Annotated in this window: 13 protein-coding genes; 9 read left to right on the forward strand and 4 right to left on the reverse strand. The window is 73.3% G+C overall.

The window, feature by feature from the left end; genetic code table 11:
- Positions 1–19 precede the first annotated feature (19 nt).
- From ACQPZG_RS27995 to ACQPZG_RS28005, 3 genes are all read left to right on the forward strand, one after another.
- Positions 20–1,111: a PP2C family protein-serine/threonine phosphatase gene (locus ACQPZG_RS27995; protein ID WP_433548473.1), complete on the forward strand. Its 1,092-nt coding sequence runs from the start codon at positions 20–22 to the stop codon at positions 1,109–1,111.
- A 282-nt stretch (positions 1,112–1,393) separates the two neighbouring features.
- On the forward strand, positions 1,394–2,749 hold the full coding sequence (locus ACQPZG_RS28000) for a transcriptional regulator (protein ID WP_433548474.1): 1,356 nt from the start codon (positions 1,394–1,396) through the stop codon (positions 2,747–2,749).
- Between the two features lie 98 nt (positions 2,750–2,847).
- Positions 2,848–3,399: an NUDIX hydrolase gene (locus tag ACQPZG_RS28005; RefSeq protein ID WP_433548475.1), complete on the forward strand. Its 552-nt coding sequence runs from the start codon at positions 2,848–2,850 to the stop codon at positions 3,397–3,399.
- Positions 3,400–3,478: 79 nt separating this feature from the next.
- On the opposite strand, the gene ACQPZG_RS28010 is transcribed toward ACQPZG_RS28005, so the two are convergent.
- Entirely contained in the window at positions 3,479–3,736 is a 258-nt protein-coding gene (locus tag ACQPZG_RS28010; RefSeq protein ID WP_433548476.1) for a hypothetical protein, read from the reverse strand.
- 224 nt (positions 3,737–3,960) lie between these two features.
- On the reverse strand, positions 3,961–4,821 hold the full coding sequence (locus tag ACQPZG_RS28015) for a 3-hydroxybutyryl-CoA dehydrogenase (protein WP_433548477.1): 861 nt from the start codon (positions 4,819–4,821) through the stop codon (positions 3,961–3,963).
- 172 nt (positions 4,822–4,993) lie between these two features.
- Here ACQPZG_RS28015 and ACQPZG_RS28020 point away from each other — a divergent pair, with 172 nt between their 5' ends.
- Entirely contained in the window at positions 4,994–6,202 is a 1,209-nt protein-coding gene (locus tag ACQPZG_RS28020) for a glycoside hydrolase family 10 protein (protein ID WP_433548478.1), read from the forward strand.
- A gap of 509 nt (positions 6,203–6,711) precedes the next feature.
- Positions 6,712–7,155, forward strand: coding sequence for a barstar family protein (locus ACQPZG_RS28025; RefSeq protein ID WP_433548479.1), 444 nt, complete (start codon positions 6,712–6,714; stop codon positions 7,153–7,155).
- A gap of 9 nt (positions 7,156–7,164) precedes the next feature.
- Here ACQPZG_RS28025 and ACQPZG_RS28030 read toward each other — a convergent pair whose 3' ends face one another.
- The gene (locus ACQPZG_RS28030) at positions 7,165–8,601 is read right to left on the reverse strand and encodes a PLP-dependent aminotransferase family protein (RefSeq protein WP_433548480.1); all 1,437 of its coding nucleotides are present in this window, start codon (positions 8,599–8,601) and stop codon (positions 7,165–7,167) included.
- Between ACQPZG_RS28030 and ACQPZG_RS28035 the strand changes: the two genes are divergently transcribed.
- Both ACQPZG_RS28035 and ACQPZG_RS28040 read left to right on the forward strand, forming a co-directional pair.
- Positions 8,600–9,565, forward strand: a complete 966-nt coding sequence (locus tag ACQPZG_RS28035) for a DMT family transporter (RefSeq protein ID WP_433548481.1) — start codon at positions 8,600–8,602, stop codon at positions 9,563–9,565. The genes ACQPZG_RS28030 and ACQPZG_RS28035 overlap by 2 nt on opposite strands.
- A 93-nt stretch (positions 9,566–9,658) precedes the next feature.
- Positions 9,659–9,856, forward strand: coding sequence for a DUF1918 domain-containing protein (locus tag ACQPZG_RS28040; RefSeq protein ID WP_433548482.1), 198 nt, complete (start codon positions 9,659–9,661; stop codon positions 9,854–9,856).
- 136 nt (positions 9,857–9,992) lie between these two features.
- On the opposite strand, the gene ACQPZG_RS28045 is transcribed toward ACQPZG_RS28040, so the two are convergent.
- Positions 9,993–10,472 (reverse strand): nucleoside deaminase, encoded by a 480-nt coding sequence (locus tag ACQPZG_RS28045; RefSeq protein WP_433548483.1) that lies wholly within the window; start codon positions 10,470–10,472, stop codon positions 9,993–9,995.
- 107 nt (positions 10,473–10,579) lie between these two features.
- On the opposite strand from ACQPZG_RS28045, the gene ACQPZG_RS28050 reads away from it, so the two are divergent.
- A complete protein-coding gene (locus ACQPZG_RS28050) occupies positions 10,580–13,249 on the forward strand; it encodes a GNAT family N-acetyltransferase (protein ID WP_433548484.1) in 2,670 nt (889 codons plus the stop codon).
- 193 nt (positions 13,250–13,442) lie between these two features.
- Positions 13,443–15,665, forward strand: a complete 2,223-nt coding sequence (locus ACQPZG_RS28055; RefSeq protein ID WP_433548485.1) for an NADP-dependent isocitrate dehydrogenase — start codon at positions 13,443–13,445, stop codon at positions 15,663–15,665.
- Positions 15,666–15,905: the final 240 nt, after the last annotated feature.

A 15,905-nucleotide genomic window follows, 5' to 3' on the forward strand; every position in this document is an offset into this window, starting at 1 on the left:
TCCGAGGGGGCCGTCCGCGATGAACACGTTGAAGGCGGGCCCACCGCGCAGGGCGGGGGGCCGCGCCCGCCGCTTACCGCGCTCCGTCGTCGCCGTGCTCCTCGGACTCTGGCTCGTCCTCGTCACCTGCTGGGAGCTGGCCTGCCCGCTGTCGGACGCGGGCGTCGTTCCGGGCCTCGCCACCTGCACGGGATTCCTGCTGGCCGTCCTCGTGCTGGCCGGGTGGCTGCGGAGCGGGCTGCTGCGGGAGCTGCGCCGGGCCAAGGAGGTCGCGCGCGCCGCCCAGGAGGTGCTGCTGCGCCCGTTGCCCGCCCGGCTCGACGGACTCGCCCTGGCCGCAGGACAGTTGTCGGCCAGCCGGGGCGCGTCCGTCGGCGGCGACCTGTACGAGGCCGTGGCGACGGAGGACGGGGTACGGGTGGTGATCGGCGACGTGCGGGGGCACGGCCTGCCCGCGATCGCAGTGGTGGCCGCCCTGCTCGGCAGCTTCCGTGAGGCCGCACACGACGAAAGCGAACTCGGCGGCGTGCTGCGGAGGCTGGAGCGCGCTCTGCAGCGGAACCTGAGGGAGCGGGCCCGCGACGAGCACCCGGCGTCCGGCGGGGCCGGCCCGGACACCCCGTCGGCCGAGGAGTTCGTCACCGTGCTGCTGCTGGAGATCCGGCAGGACGGCGAGGTGCTGGCCCTCAACTGCGGTCATCCGTGGCCCCACCGGCTGAGCGGGACGGCGGAGCAGGTGGCCGGAGGGGAGCCGCTGCCGCCGCTCGGGCCCTTCCCGCTCCCGGTCGAACTGCCCGCCCGCCGCTGCATGAGGCTGCTGCCGGGCGAACTGCTCGTCCTGCACACGGACGGGGCCGAGGACGCCCGGAACGCGCACGGGGAGTTCTTCCCGCTGCGGGAAGTACTCGGCCGGACCGCCGCGGCGCGTCCCGCGTCGCCCGCCGCGGTCGTCGAGGGAGTGCAGCGGGAGCTGCTGCGGCACGCCGGGGGACGGGTGCGCGACGATGTGGCCCTGGTGGTGCTGCGCAACGACCGGCTGCGGATGCCCGTACAGCCCGGCGAGCAGGCCGTCGCCGCCCGGCGGCCGTGCCCCGAACCGTCCCGGCGGTAGGTTCGTCCGCCGGGCGCGGCGGGGTGCGGGACGCGGCTGCCGCCCGCCCCGCCCGGGGATGCCGGGCAGCCGGGGCGGGGCGGGCGGGGGTGGGAACGGGCCGCCGCACTGAGGGAGGGGGGAGCCGGCGGCCCGGCCGCCTCTTGCGAGGCAGTTCAGTCAACCGACTCGCGGGGCGCGAGGGGAGTGGGTGAAGGGGGTGGATGCGGGCGTTCCGTTCACCCCCCGTGTGAATCGCCCCGTACTACGCTGGTCGGGACCGAGTCAGCCGGAGGCGCTCTCATGCAGCCCAATGCACTCCTCGACGCCCTGCTGGACGAGGCGGGGATCTCCCAGGCCGGACTGGCCGCGCACGTCAACCTGGCGGGGAGGAAACGCGGGTTGGCGCTGCGCTACGACCACACGGCGGTCCGCCGGTGGCTCAAGGGACAGCGCCCGCGCGGCCAGGCACCCGACCTGATCTGTGAGGTGCTCAGCGCACGGCTGCACCGCCAGGTCGCGCTGGTCGACATCGGGCTGAGCGGAATCCAGGGAGAGTTGATCTCTCCCAGCAGCAGTTCCAGCAGCTCCACCCTGTCCGGGTTCGTGGAGCGGGCCACCGCGCTGTGGCGCTCGGACGAACAGCAGCGCCCGCACGTCATCAGCGCTCCCGCCGTCACCGGGACGCCCGCCGTGATGCCGGTCTGGGAGTGGGAGAACCCGCCCGAGGACAGCGACGTGTCCCGGTCCGGGCCGACCCATGTGAACCTCTCGGACATCGAGACCCTCAAAGGGGCCAGGGCGCACTACGAGCAGATGTACCGCAAGGCCGGCGGCATCGCGACCCGTTCGCGCATCGTCGGCTTCCTCAACTCCGAGACCGCGCCCCTGCTGCGCGGCGGCTACAACGACGCGACCGGCCGTCAACTCCACCGGGCGACGGGAGGGTTGGTGGCCATCGCGGGGATCTGCGCCTACGACTCGGACGCCCAGGGGCTCGCCCAACGCTACTTCCACCAGGCCCTGCGTCTGGCGAAGGCCAGTTGCGACCGGGGGCTCGGCGCGTACGTCATCGCGCTGCTCGTCAACCAGTCGCTGTTCATGCGGGAGTACCGGCAGGCCGTCGCCTTCGCGGAGGCCGCCCTGCGCACGGCCGGACGCGAGATCAGCCCCGCGCTGGCCGCCGACCTGTACGCGATGCAGGCCAAGTCGTACGCCCATCTCGGCGACGGGACGAGCGCGCTGGCCTGCATCAGGCGGGCCGAGAAGGCCGCCGACCGCATCCGCCCCGGCCGCGAGCCCGACGAGACCGGCTACGTGCAACCGGGGCTGGTCAACGTGCAGGTGGCGGAGGCGCTGCTCAGCATGGGTGATCTGCCGGCCGCGCGGGAGCACGCGGCGACGGCTGTCGACACCCGCGCACACGACCGCGGCCGGGTGCACCGGCTCGCCATCCTCACCCATGTCGAGCTGAGGCAGGGGGAGGCCGATCTGGCCGTTGCCACCGCGGTCGAGATGGCCGAGCAGGCGCGGGGCATGGAGTCCCACCGGCTGAGAGACCGGTTGCGGGCCGTCCGCGAACATCTCGCGGCCAGCGGCTGCGCCCAGGCCGACGAGGCGGCCGAAATGATCGACGGGGCGCTGCGGATTCCGCTGTAGCATCCCGCGTCCGACCGGACGACCGCTGGTTCCCCCGGCGTGCCCCTCCTGCGATGTTGCCATCTACGTGCATCCAATTGCCGGAAGGTGGCAGAACCGTGCAGTGGACGAACCTAAACGAACAAACTGTGTATGAGAACCCGTGGTTCCGGGTGAATCTCGCGGACGTCGAACTCCCCAACGGCCGTCATCTGGACCACTTCCTCATCCGTCTGCGCGCGGTCGCCGTGGCGACCGCGGTCAACGAGGAGAACGAGGTGCTGATGCTCTGGCGCCACCGCTTCATCACCGACAGCTGGGGCTGGGAACTGGCCGCGGGCGTCGTCGAGGACGGCGAGGACGTCGAAGCCGCGGCGGCACGCGAGATGGAGGAGGAGACGGGGTGGCGGCCGGGGCCGCTGCGTCATCTCCTCACCGTCGAGCCGTCCAACGGCCTCACCGACGCCCGCCACCACCTCTACTGGGCGGAAGGCGCGACGTACACCGGCTACCCCGAGGACGACTTCGAGTCCTCGCGCCGTGAGTGGGTACCGCTGAAGCTGATCCCCGACATGATCGCCCGGGGCGAGGTCCCGGCCGCCAACATGGCGGCCGGGCTGCTGATGCTGTATCACCTGCGGCTGGGCCAGCAGGAGTTGCGGCGCTCCTGAGCCGCGACTGCCGTAGGCCGTGGGCGCTGTCCGTCGAGCGCGCCGTACTTCGCGCGCGGCGTGCGGCGCAGGCGTCGCGTCAATGCCCGAGGGCCTGCCACACGGTGACGGCGAGTGCGCCGATCGCGGTGAGCGCCGCCACCGCCGGCAACGGCCAGCGGGAGTGTTCAAGGGCGCTGACGCGGACGATCAGATCGGCGAGGTCCTTGTCGTTCTGGTCGTCCCGCAGCGTCTGTACGGCCAGCCGTCCCTCGATGTGGGCCAGCCCCACGTCGAGGCGGCGGCGGACCTCCGCGAGTTCCTCTACGACCACGCTCTGCTCGGGGTCGGTGGTCACGATGTCCGCTCCTTCGGGAGAGTCGTCTCTGCATCTCGTGACGGTGAGTCAACTCTCTTTGCGGGCCCAGCGGGAGCGTGTGTTCCGGGCATATGCGAGCACGCCTCGCACACCGCGCGCGCCCCCGCACACACCGTGTGAATCAGGCGTGGGCGGGGGCACGGGTGACGCTCTGTCAGGAGCGGACCGGTCAGGGGCGGCGCACTGTCCGGGCGCGCGGCACGTCAGCCGTACGGGTAGAAGCCCGAGCCCGTCTTGCGGCCGAGCCGACCGGCGTCCACCATCCGCTGGAGCAGCGGCGGAGCGGCGTACAGCGGCTCCTTGAACTCCATGTACATGGAGTCCGCCACGGACGCGACCGTGTCCAGGCCGATGAGGTCGGCGAGCTTCAGCGGGCCCATCGGGTGCGCGCAGCCCAGCTCCATGCCGTTGTCGATGTCCTCGCGGGACGCGATGCCCGACTCGAACATCCGGATCGCGGAGAGCAGGTACGGGATGAGCAGCGCGTTCACCACGAAGCCCGACCGGTCCTGGGCGCGGATCGCGTGCTTGCCGAGGATCTTCTCCACCATGGCGTGCGCCCTGCTGATGGTGCCCTCGGAGGTGGTGAGGGCCGGGATCAGCTCGACGAGCTTCTGCACGGGGGCCGGGTTGAAGAAGTGGATGCCGATGACGGCGTCCGGGCGGGACGTGGCGACGGCCAGCTTCACCAGCGGGATGGAGGAGGTGTTGGAGGCCAGGATCGCGTCCGGGCGGGTCACCACCTGGTCCAGAACCTGGAAGATCTCCGTCTTGACCTGCTCGTTCTCCACCACGGCCTCGATGACGAGGTCGCGGTCGGCGAACTCGCCGAGGTCGGTGGTGAAGCTCAGGCGCTCCAGCGTCGCGTCGCGCTCCTCCTCGGTGATCTTGCCGCGTTCGGCGGCCTTCGAGAGGGAGTTGTAGAGGCGCGTGCGGCCGATCTCCAGGGCCTCGCCGGTGGTCTCGGCGACCTTGACCTCAAGGCCGCTGCGGGCGCACACCTCCGCGATACCGGCGCCCATCTGGCCGCAGCCCACTACTCCGACGCGTTCGATGTCGGTCACATCGTGCCTTTCGCTCTACGTTCACGCTCTACGGCTCGGCGGGCCCCCCGGTGTCTCCGTCGGCCCGCCCCGAACCCCTGACGTTACTCCGCGTCCGAGCGGCGGTGAGGCGGTGGGGCGGGCATGCTGTGCGGGAACGAGCAGCGGAACCGGCACGGCGAGGAGCTTTTTTGTGGGACATGTCGCACGAAGGCAGATTCTGGCGGGCGCACTCGGAGCGCTGTCCGCACTGGCCCTGACGAGCTCCTCGGCGGCGGATCCGCGCCGATCCGCGAAGGGTGACCTGCGGGGGGTCTGGCTGGCCACCGTGGCCAACCGGGACTGGCCGTCCCGCAAGGGCCTCACGGCCGCCGAACAACGCGCTGAGCTGCTGGTTCACCTGGACACGGCGGTGCGGCGGAAGCTGAACGCGGTGATCCTCCAGGTGCGCCCGACCGCCGACGCGCTGTGGCCCTCCCCGTACGAACCCTGGGCCGAATGCCTCACCGGCCAACAGGGCCGGCATCCCGGCTGGGACCCCCTCGGCACAGCGGTGGAGGAGGCCCACCGGCGGGGCCTGGAACTGCACGCCTGGTGCAATCCCTACCGGGTGGCGAATCACACAGACCCCACCCGGCTCTCGCCGTCCCATCCGGCTCGGGCGAACCCGGGATGGGTGCTCCCGTACGGCGGCAAGCTCTACTACAACCCCGGACTGCCCGAGGTCCGCCGCTTCGTGCAGGACGCGATGCTCGACGCGGTGCGGCGCTACGAGGTGGACGCCCTCCACTGGGACGACTACTTCTACCCGTACCCGGTGAAGGGCGAGACCTTCGACGACTCCGCGGCCCACGCGGCGTACGGCGCGGGATTCGCCACGCTGGGGGACTGGCGCCGTCACAACACGGACCTGCTCGTACGCGAGACGAGCGAGCGGATCCGGCAGGTGCGGCCCGGGGTGCGCTTCGGCATCAGCCCGTTCGGCGTGTGGCGCAACGAGTCGGCGGATCCGGAGGGATCGCGGACCCGGGCGGGCGTCGGCACGTACGACGACCTGTACGCGGACACGCGGAGGTGGGTGCGGGAGGGGTGGCTGGACTACGTCTGCCCGCAGCTGTACTGGAACGTGGGGTTCGAGGCCGCGGACTACGCGGAGCTGGTGCGCTGGTGGTCGGGCACGGTACGGGGGACCCCGGTCGACCTCTACGTGGGGGAGGCGCTCTACAAGGCGGGGAACCCGGCGCAGGGCAAGGCGTGGCAGGACCCGGCGGAACTGTCGCGCCATCTGACGCTGGCCAAGTCGCACCCGGAGGTGGGGGGACACGTGTTCTTCGCGGGACGCGAGATGCGGGAGGACCGCATCGGCGCGATGCAACGCGTGGTCCAGGACCACTACCGCTAGCCCCCGGACCAACCCGCCCGCCCGCCCCTTCTCCACCTCCGCGCGCGCCGGAGCCGTCCTCACCTCGGCTTCGGTACGAGCCGGGACCGCCGCCTCTCAGCACCCGTGTGCGCCGCGGCCGCCCCCTTCCAGCCCATGCGAGCCGGGGCGTCCTCACTTCAGCCGCCGTGCGCGCCGGGGCACGCCCTGACGTCCGTTCTCCCCGCGGGCGGCACGCCCTCCCGGTAGCTCCCTTGGGCGGAGGTGCCCTCGGGGGCGCGGGGGCACGTCCCTGCACGGGCGGAACCGAGTGCCTGGGGGGAGGGCGGGCAAGGGGGGCGTGCCCCCACCGGAGCGGTGCCCGCCCACCCGACGCGCCCCACGTGCGTTCCTCACCCCATCCTTCCCGCCCCGCGCCACCGCTGCCCACCCCACACCCACCGCACCGCCTCATCTCTGCCCCCGCAGACGCCCACGCCTACGCCCCCGCCCACCTCGCCGCCTGCGGCCACCGCCCGCACAATTCCCCCATGAGCGACCATCCTCCCCACCTCCCCGGCGCCCACGCCTCCGACGTCCCCGACCTCCGCACCCTCACCCGCTCCAGCGCCTGGGCCCCCCTCGACGCCGACGGGCGTCGCCGCTGGCTCGTCGCCGTCCGGGAGCAGTACTTCTCCCGGACGGAGGTCGCCCCGGACACCCCCGCGGGCGCCGTCCACACCCTCGCCGGGCGGTACATCACCGACCGGTCCGCCCTCTTCCTCGCGCTCGGCGAGGCGGTGAACGGCCCCGGCGGCTATTTCGGAGCGGATCTGGACGCCCTCAACGACTGCCTGCGCGGTGGTTTCGGCGCCACCACCCCGTTCACGCTCGACTGGCCGGACTCCGCGACCGCCCGCACCCACCTGGTGGCGTACTTCGACTCAGCGCTCGACGTGCTCCGCGACCACGGGGTGGACGTACGCCTGCGGTGAGTGCGCGGCTCATCCGGCCGGCCCGTCGACGGCGGTGCGCAGCCTCCGTACCCCTTCGGTGATCTCCGCGGCGCTCGCCACCGCGGCGAAGCTGAGGCGCAGGTGCCCGGCGGAGGGCTCCGCGCTGAAGTAGGGGCGGCCGGGGGCGACGGCGACCCCGGCGCGCAGCGCGGCGGCGACCACGGCGGTCTCGTCCGTGCCGTCGGGCAGCCGGAGCCACAGGTGGTAGCCGCCGGACGGGACGTGGGGGAGGGCCAGTTGAGGGAGGTGCAGGCGCAGGGCCGCCGTCGCGGTGTCGCGGCGCAGCCTCAACTCGGCTGCCACCGTGCGGAGATGACGCGACCAGGCCACCGATCCGACCAGCTCGGTGGCGGCCTCCTGGAGGGGACGCGGGACGAAGAAGTTCTCGACGACCTGGATGGCGCGAAGGCGTTCGAGCACCGGGCCGCGCGCGGCCAGCGCGCAGACGCGGAAGCTGGGCGAGGTCGCTTTGGTGAGCGAGCCGACGTGGACGACGACCCCGTCGTGGTCGTCGGCGGCCAGCGGGCGCGGCAACGGGCCCGCGTCCTCGTGGGCGAGGCGGCGCACGAAGTCGTCCTCGACGACGAAGGCCCCGGCCGCGCGGGAGATCCGCAGCACTTCGGGGCGGCGTTCGGCGGAGAGGACCGCGCCGGTGGGGTTCTGGAAGAGCGGCTGGCACACGAAGGCGCGGGCGCCGGTCGCCCGGAAGGCGGCTTCGAGGAGTTCCGGGCGCACCCCGTGCCGGTCCACGGGCACGGGTACCGGCCGCAGCCCCGCGGCGCGGGCGATGGCGAGCATGCCGGGGTACGTCGGCGACTCGACCAGCACCGGGGCGCCGGGCGGCGCGAGTGCGCGCAGGGTGGTCGTCAGCGCGCTCTGCCCGCCCGAGGCGATCAGCACGTCGGCGGCGGTGATCGCCCCGCCGATGCCCCGGGCGAACCATTCGCGCAGCTCGGGAATGCCGTCGGTGGGCGGTCGCCCCCACACCCCGGGCCGCCTGCCCGCACGGGCCAGGGCGGCGGCCATCGCCCGCTCCGGCTGGAGCGAGGCGTGCAGGTAACCGCCGTTGAACTCGACGACTCCGGCGGCCGGCGCGGTCAGCGTGGCCAGCAGGCCGGACGCGTCGACGTGGCGCGGGACGAGATCGGTCGCCCCGTCGGCGCTCAGGGACACCTCCTGCCAGGACGTGTCACCGGGCGCCGGGGCGGGCGTACGGGGCTCCGCCCGGAAGGCGCCCGCCCCGGGCCTGGTCACCACCAGCCCCTCGGCGGCGAGCTTGGCCAGCGCCCGGGAGACGGTGACGGGGCTGACGCGGTACCGCTCGACCAGTGCGCGGCTCGACGGCAGCTTTCCACCGGGGGAGTAGCGGTGAAGGTCCGCGCGAAGGGCTTCTGCCAGTTCGGAGACGCTGCTACGCTCGTGCATGACAGCAAAGAATAGCGCTACTGGCTCGCCCTCGATAGCGGTTGAAGGTTCGACAACAGGTGGGGAAACTCCACCGAGCGATCCGGTACCGGTGGGCGGCGCTTCCCGGACCCGCGAAGGCACCCTGCTCGCCGCGCTCGGCATCGTCTGCTTCTCCCTCACCTTCCCGGCGACCGCGTGGGGGCTCGAAGGGTTCGGGCCGTGGTCCCTGGTCGCCGTGCGGAGCGTGCTCGCCGCGCTCGTCGCGGGCGGTGCGCTGCTGGCCCTGCGGGTGCCGGTGCCGGACCGGCGGCACCGGGGTGCACTGGCGGTCGTCGGGCTCGGCGTCGTCCTCGGCTTCCCCATGCTGACCACGCTCGCCCTCCAGACGTCCACCACCGCCCACTCGGCCGTGGTGGTGGGACTGCTGCCGCTGACCACCGCCGTCTTCTCCGCCGTACGTACGGGAAACCGGCCCTCGCGCGCCTTCTGGGCCGCCGCGCTCGCCGGGGCGGCGGTCGTCATCGGTTTCACGGTGCAGCAGAGCGGCGGCGTCCTCTCGGCGGCCGACCTCTGTCTGTTCGGTGCGCTGGTGGTGTGTGCGGCCGGATACACCGAGGGCGGCCGGCTGGCCCGCGAGATGCCGGGCTGGCAGGTCATCGGGTGGGCGCTCGTCATGTGCCTCCCGGTGACCGTCCCTGCGGCGGCCGTGGGGCTGACCTTCGAACCGGTGCGGTGGACGGTCCACGGGGTCGTCGGGCTGCTGTGGGTGGCGGTGGGCTCTCAGTTCCTGGGGCTGTTGGTCTGGTACCGGGGGATGGCGGCGATCGGAGTGGCGCGGGCCAGTCAACTCCAGTTGGCGCAGCCTCTGTTGACGCTGGTGTGGTCGGTGTTCCTGCTGGGCGAGGTGCTGCCGGTGGCGGCCCCGGTGGCGGCGGTGGCGGTACTGGTGTGCATCGCGGTCACCCAGCGCGCCCGAAGCTGAGGAAGGGCGTCACGACGGGGGCCAACTCCCTTCTGGAGTCCTAGACTTGGGTCGACCGAAAGGGCCTTGGGCGACCTTGGAGGTTCAGTCGCGATGCGAGCGAACGTGGGCGACCAACTGCTGACGCACGGCCGGATCGTCGGCCGGCGGGACCGCGTGGTACTGATCGTCGAGGTACTGGGTCCCCACGGGGCGCCGCCGTACCGGGTGCGGTTCGAGGACGGGCACGAGACGGTGATGTCGCCCGGACCGGACACGGTGGTACGGGAGCGGCGGGGCCCCGGACGCTGAGGCGCACGCGCGGTGACCGTGGGGCGGGGCGGGGTCGCGGGCACCGCCTGCCGGTCGGGACGGTGCGGTCGCACGGGCCGTGACCGCGGCCCCTGCGGGCCGGGACAGCGGCGGCCGGGCGTGTCGGGGCCGGACCCTACGCCCCGCGCAGCATCCTGCGGAACAACCCCCGGATCTCCTCCTCCAGCTCCGGCGCCGGCCCCTCCACCACGATGCCCGGCGCCACCTCCCGTACGGAGAGAATCGTCACGGGCGGCTTCTCCGCGCCCCACTCGCCCAGCCACCCCATCAGCTGCTCGGAGGAGCTGGCGTACGAGATGCGGCCGAGCCCGACCCAGCCGTGGGCGGCGGCACACATGGTGCAGTGCTCGCTGGACGTGTAGACGGTCGCGGCCCGCCGCTCCTCGGGCGTCAGGTGCGCGGCGGCCCAGCGGGCGAGCGCGAACTCGGGGTGCTGCGTGGCGTCACCGCCGCCGACCCGGTTGTGGTCCTCGGCGAGCACCGTGCCGTCGCCGCCGACGAGCACCGATCCGAACGGTTGGTGGCCCGCCGCCAGGGCCTCCGACGCGAGCTGTACGCAGCGGCGCAGATGGACGAGTTCGCTCTGTTCCGTCATGAGGTCTCCGAGTGCGCGAAGTGCCGGGGTGATCAACTCAGTGGAGGGTAGCCGCTCTTGGGGCTACGGTGGCCGCACCCCGCCTCGACGTACGGAGCCCCTTCGACATGCCCCAACCGCCCGACGTGCCGCGCCCCGAGGTCATCAGGACCGACCGGCTCGACCTCCTCCCGCTCGCCGTCGAGCACGCCGCCGAGATGAGCGGGGTCCTCGCCGACCCCGCCCTGCACGCCTTCATCGGCGGCGAACCGCTCTCCGTCGACGCCCTGCGCGCACGCTACGAACGCGTGGTGCGCGGCACACCGGATCCGTCCGTGGGCTGGCTCAACTGGGTGGTCGGGCTGCGCGACGAGGAGCGGCTGACGGGCACGGTGCAAGCGACGATCGCGGACGGGCACGCGGAGGTCTCCTGGGTGCTCGGGACGCCCTGGCAGGGACGCGGCCTCGCAGCGGAGGCCGCGCGCGGGCTGGTGGAATGGCTGGCCGCCCGTCCCGGCATCTCCGAGGTGCGCGCCCACATCCATCCCGACCACCACGCGTCGGCGGCCGTCGCCGGGGCGGCGGGTCTGACGCCATCGGGGGAGTGGCAGAACGGCGAGCGGCGCTGGACACGGAACATCCGCCCCGACGCCGACCCCGCCGCCAGGACACGGAACACCCGTCCCTACGCCGTCACCTCCGCCACGCCCGAAGCGACGCCGAAGGCGCGCCTTCGCGCCGTGGCCGCAGGGCCCTCCGCAACCGCCACTCCCGCCGCGCCGCACGCGCGTGTCCGTGCGGCGACCGTGCCCCTCTCCGCGTCCGCCTCCCCCGCGTCGGTGGACGCCGTGCCGGATGCGGGTGCCTGTGCGGCGACCGTCGTCCGCGCGTCGGCCGAGGCCGTGCCGGGCGCGGGTGTCCGTGCGGCGACCGTCACCCTCTCCGCGACCGCCTCCCCCGCGTCGGTGGACGTCGTGCCGGATGCGGGTGTCCGTGCCGCGACCGGCGTCCCCGCGCCAGCCGCCTGTGCCGCGACCGCCGCCCCCGCCGCGACCGCCGCCCCGACCATCGCCCTCGCGCCGACCATCGCCCTCGCGCCCGCCGAGGCCGCGCCCCGCACGCGCGCCCGTGCCGTGGCCGCGGGGCCCTCGGAAACCTTCGCCCCCGCGCCGCCCGAGGCCGTCGTGCGCACCGGTCGGATACGCGGGCTGCGCCCCGCCCCCGGTATGCGCGCCTTCCTCGGGATCCCGTACGCCGCTCCTCCGTTCGGCTTCCACCGCTTCCGGCCGCCGCAGCCGCCCGAGCCCTGGGACGGCGTGCGGGACTGCACCGCCTTCGGGCCCGTCTGCCCGCAGTCGGCGGAGCTGCCCGGCGCGCCCTCCTGGTCGCCCGGCGACGAGGACGTACTGACCCTCAACGTATGGGCCGCGGAGAGGGGCTCCCAGGACGGGCGGCAGCAGGGGGCGCTCCCCGTCCTCGTCTGGATCCACGGCGGCGCCTACACCTTCGGCTCCTCCGCACAGCCCGACTTCGACGGCACGGCACTGGCCCGCGCCGGGCTGGTGGTGGTCACGGTCAACTACCGGCTCGGTTTCGAAGGCTTCGGGCACGTCCCCGCGGGAGGACCCGCGCACCCGGACAACCGCGGCCTCCTCGACCAGGCTGCCGCCCTGCGCTGGGTCCGCGACAACATCGCGTCCTTCGGCGGCGACCCGCAGCGCGTCACCGTCGCCGGCCAGTCCGCCGGGGCCACCTCCGCGACCTGCCTGATGCTGATGGACGAGGCGCGCGGGCTCCTTGGGCGAGCCGTCGCGCACAGCGCCGTGGGGCCGTGCTTCTCGCCCGCCACGGCGAGCGAGTACACCCGGCGGATCGCCGCCGCCGCGGGTGTCCCCGCCACCGTCGAAGGGCTGCTCGCCGCCTCTCCGCAGGACCTGGTCGCCGCCTCGGACGCGGTCGTCGAGTCCCTCCGCAGGGACCCCGGCTCCGGCGCCCCGCACTACGACCCCGTCCTGTACGGGCCGGTCGCCGACGGTGCGGTACTGCCCGCCGACCCCTTGGCGGCCCTGGCCTCGCCCGCCGCCGCGGAGGTCGACCTGCTGGTCTGCCACACCACCGAGGAATTCTGGCTGATGGACGCCGTCGACGGCTGCGCGAAAGTCACCACCGAGGCCGAACTCTCCGCGTTCCAGGCCGCTTTCCGCCTTCCGGACGCCCTCGTCGACGCCTACCGATCCCGACTCCCGGACGCCCCTGTCCTCGACGTCTACCTCGCCCTCCTCGGCGACCTGTCGTTCGCCGAGTACAGCAACCGCGTAGCCGACGCCCACACCCGCGCCGGGGGCCGCACCCACCTCGCCCGCTTCGCCCGCACCCGCAGCGACGCCGCGGGCCGTCCCCAGGTACGCGCCTGGCACTGCGCCGACGTCCCCTTCGCCTTCGGCACCCACCGGGACCCGCGTCTGGAGTTCCTCGTGGGCGGTCCGCCCACCCGCGCCGACGACGAGCTGTCCGCCCGGCTCCTCCGTGCCTGGGCGGACTTCGCGGCCACCGGAGATCCGGGCTGGGGGCCCTACGACGGCACGGAGACGGGGCCGGTCCGCATCTGGGGCGCCTCCACGGCGAGCGGCCCGCCACGTGCGGCATGGCGCGAGGTGGACTACGCGCCCGTCACATGGGACCCGGTGTCCCGTGCCGACGGCTCGGCGCCCGACGCGGACTCCGACGCGACCGCGCCCGCCGAGGACGGCCGCATCGCCTCGGTCCAGGGCCTCCCGGGCCGCGAACCGGGAGCCTGACCGCCGGAGCGCGGTCCGGTCGGCGACGGCGTTCGCGCAGGGCGCCGACGTCGGCTCCGAGGGGCCGCCCCCGTGCCCGTACGCAGGCACATCGACCGCCCCGCACCCCGCTGCCCGCCCCCGCTCCCCGCCCACCCCCTCCACGAGATATCTTGACGTCAAGCAATGTTGCAGACGTGGAGCGGAGTACCCGGTGACTGACTCGACCATCATCTATACGCACACCGACGAGGCCCCGGCCCTCGCGACGTATTCGTTCCTGCCCGTCGTGAAGGCCTACGCCTCCACGGCCGGTGTCACGGTGGAGCGCCGTGACATCTCCCTGGCGGGCCGCATCATCGCGAGCTTCCCCGAGCGCCTCAAGGAGGAGCAGCGTATCGATGACGCGCTCGCCGAGCTCGGCGCGCTGGCCAAGACGCCCGGCGCCAACATCATCAAGCTGCCCAACATCTCGGCCTCGATCCCGCAGCTGAAGGCCGCGATCGCGGAACTGCAGGAGCAGGGCTACGCCCTCCCGGACTACCCGGACGACCCGCGGACCGACGAGGACAAGGACGTCCGCGCCCGGTACGACAAGGTCAAGGGCAGCGCCGTCAACCCGGTCCTGCGCGAGGGCAACTCCGACCGCCGCGCCCCCGCCTCGGTCAAGAACTACGCCAAGGCCCACCCCCACCGCATGGGCAAGTGGACCGCGGACTCGAAGACGAACGTCGCCACCATGGGCGCCGACGACTTCCGCTCCACCGAGAAGTCCGCCGTGATCGCCGAAGAGGGCTCGCTCCGCATCGAGCTGGTCGGCGACGACGGCGTCACCACCGTCCTGCGCGAGTCGGTCCCCGTCCTCGCGGGCGAGGTCGTCGACGCCTCGGTCATGCGCGTCGCCGCGCTGCGCGAGTTCTTCACCGCACAGCTGGCCCGCGCCAAGTCCGAGGGCGTGCTGTTCTCCGTACACCTCAAGGCCACGATGATGAAGGTCTCCGACCCGATCATCTTCGGCCACGCCGTCCGCGCCTTCTTCCCGAAGACCTTCGCGAAGTACGGCGAGGCGCTCATCGCGGCCGGCCTCACCCCGAACGACGGCCTCGGCGGCATCTACAAGGGTCTGGAGTCCCTCCCGCACTTCGGCGAGGAGATCAAGGCATCCTTCGACGCCGAGCTCGCCGAGGGCCCGGCCCTCGCGATGGTCGACTCCGACAAGGGCATCAGCAACCTGCACGTGCCGTCCGACGTCATCGTCGACGCCTCCATGCCGGCCATGATCCGCACCTCCGGCCACATGTGGGGCCCGGACGGCAACGAGGCCGACACCCTCGCGGTCCTCCCGGACTCCTCGTACGCGGGCATCTACCAGGTCGTCATCGACGACTGCCGCGCCCACGGCGCCTTCGACCCGGCGACCATGGGCTCCGTCCCGAACGTCGGTCTGATGGCGCAGAAGGCCGAGGAGTACGGCAGCCACGACAAGACCTTCGAGATCCCGGCGGGCGGCACCGTGCGCGTCGTCGACGCCGCGGGCAACGCCGTCCTGGAGCAGGCCGTCGGCGCCGGCGACATCTTCCGGATGTGCCAGACGAAGGACCTCCCGATCCAGGACTGGGTCAAGCTGGCCGTCACCCGCGCCCGCGCCACCGGCGTCCCGGCGATCTTCTGGCTGGACGAGACCCGCGCCCACGACGCGCAGCTCGTCACCAAGGTCGAGAAGTACCTCGCCGACCACGACACGGACGGCCTGACCATCGAGATCATGGCGCCGGAGAAGGCCATCGCCTACTCCCTTGAGCGCATCCGCCGCGGCGAGGACACCATCTCGGTGACCGGCAACGTGCTCCGCGACTACCTCACGGACCTCTTCCCGATCCTTGAGCTGGGCACCAGCGCCAAGATGCTCTCCGTGGTGCCGCTGATGAACGGCGGCGGCCTCTTCGAGACGGGCGCCGGCGGCTCGGCCCCGAAGCACGTCCAGCAGCTCGTCAAGGAGAACTACCTCCGCTGGGACTCGCTCGGCGAGTTCCTGGCACTGGCCGTCTCCTTCGAGCACCTCGCCACCACCACGGGCAACGCGCGGGCCCAGGTCCTCGCCGACACCCTGGACCGCGCCACGGGCACCTTCCTCAACGAGGACAAGTCCCCGAGCCGCAAGCTCGGCGGCATCGACAACCGCGGCAGCCACTTCTACCTCGCTCTGTACTGGGCGCAGGAGCTGGCCCAGCAGACGTCGGACACACAGCTGGCGGAGGCCTTCGGCCCGGTCGCCAAGGCGCTCGCCGAGCAGGAGGAGACCATCGTCGCCGAGCTCGTCGCGGTGCAGGGCTCCCCGGCCGACATCGGCGGCTACTACCAGCCGGACGCCGCGAAGTCCGAGGCGGTCATGCGTCCGTCGAAGACGCTGAACCAGACGCTGTCGCTGCTCGCCTGACGCCTCGTCAGCCGCAGCCGCGGTCGCAGTTCGTGGGACGGGGCTGCCCCGACCGGTGCTCCACCGGTCGGGGCAGCCCCTTTTGTGTTGCGGGGTGGGCGGGGGTGTGGGGTGGCGGGGTGGGACACCTCCGGTGGAGGCCGCCCCCTTGCCCGCCCGTTCCGCGCTCGGGGGCGGCCCCGCCACCCAAGGGGCTACGGAGGTACGGCGCCGGCCCCGGTGGCCGACGGGGCCGGCGGC

It is taken from the genome of Streptomyces sp. CA-294286, from assembly GCF_050947155.1.
Lineage (GTDB): Bacteria > Actinomycetota > Actinomycetes > Streptomycetales > Streptomycetaceae > Streptomyces.

Excerpts from the sequence above, each read along its gene's own strand:
- ACQPZG_RS27995 (WP_433548473.1), top strand. The coding sequence starts at position 20 with ATGAACACGTTGAAGGCGGGCCCACCGCGCAGGGCGGGGGGCCGCGCC.
- ACQPZG_RS28000 (WP_433548474.1), top strand. The coding sequence starts at position 1,394 with ATGCAGCCCAATGCACTCCTCGACGCCCTGCTGGACGAGGCGGGGATC.
- ACQPZG_RS28025 (WP_433548479.1), top strand. The coding sequence starts at position 6,712 with ATGAGCGACCATCCTCCCCACCTCCCCGGCGCCCACGCCTCCGACGTC.
- ACQPZG_RS28035 (WP_433548481.1), top strand. The coding sequence starts at position 8,600 with ATGACAGCAAAGAATAGCGCTACTGGCTCGCCCTCGATAGCGGTTGAA.
- ACQPZG_RS28030 (WP_433548480.1), bottom strand. The coding sequence starts at position 8,601 with ATGCACGAGCGTAGCAGCGTCTCCGAACTGGCAGAAGCCCTTCGCGCG.
- ACQPZG_RS28040 (WP_433548482.1), top strand. The coding sequence starts at position 9,659 with ATGCGAGCGAACGTGGGCGACCAACTGCTGACGCACGGCCGGATCGTC.
- ACQPZG_RS28045 (WP_433548483.1), bottom strand. The coding sequence starts at position 10,472 with ATGACGGAACAGAGCGAACTCGTCCATCTGCGCCGCTGCGTACAGCTC.
- ACQPZG_RS28050 (WP_433548484.1), top strand. The coding sequence starts at position 10,580 with ATGCCCCAACCGCCCGACGTGCCGCGCCCCGAGGTCATCAGGACCGAC.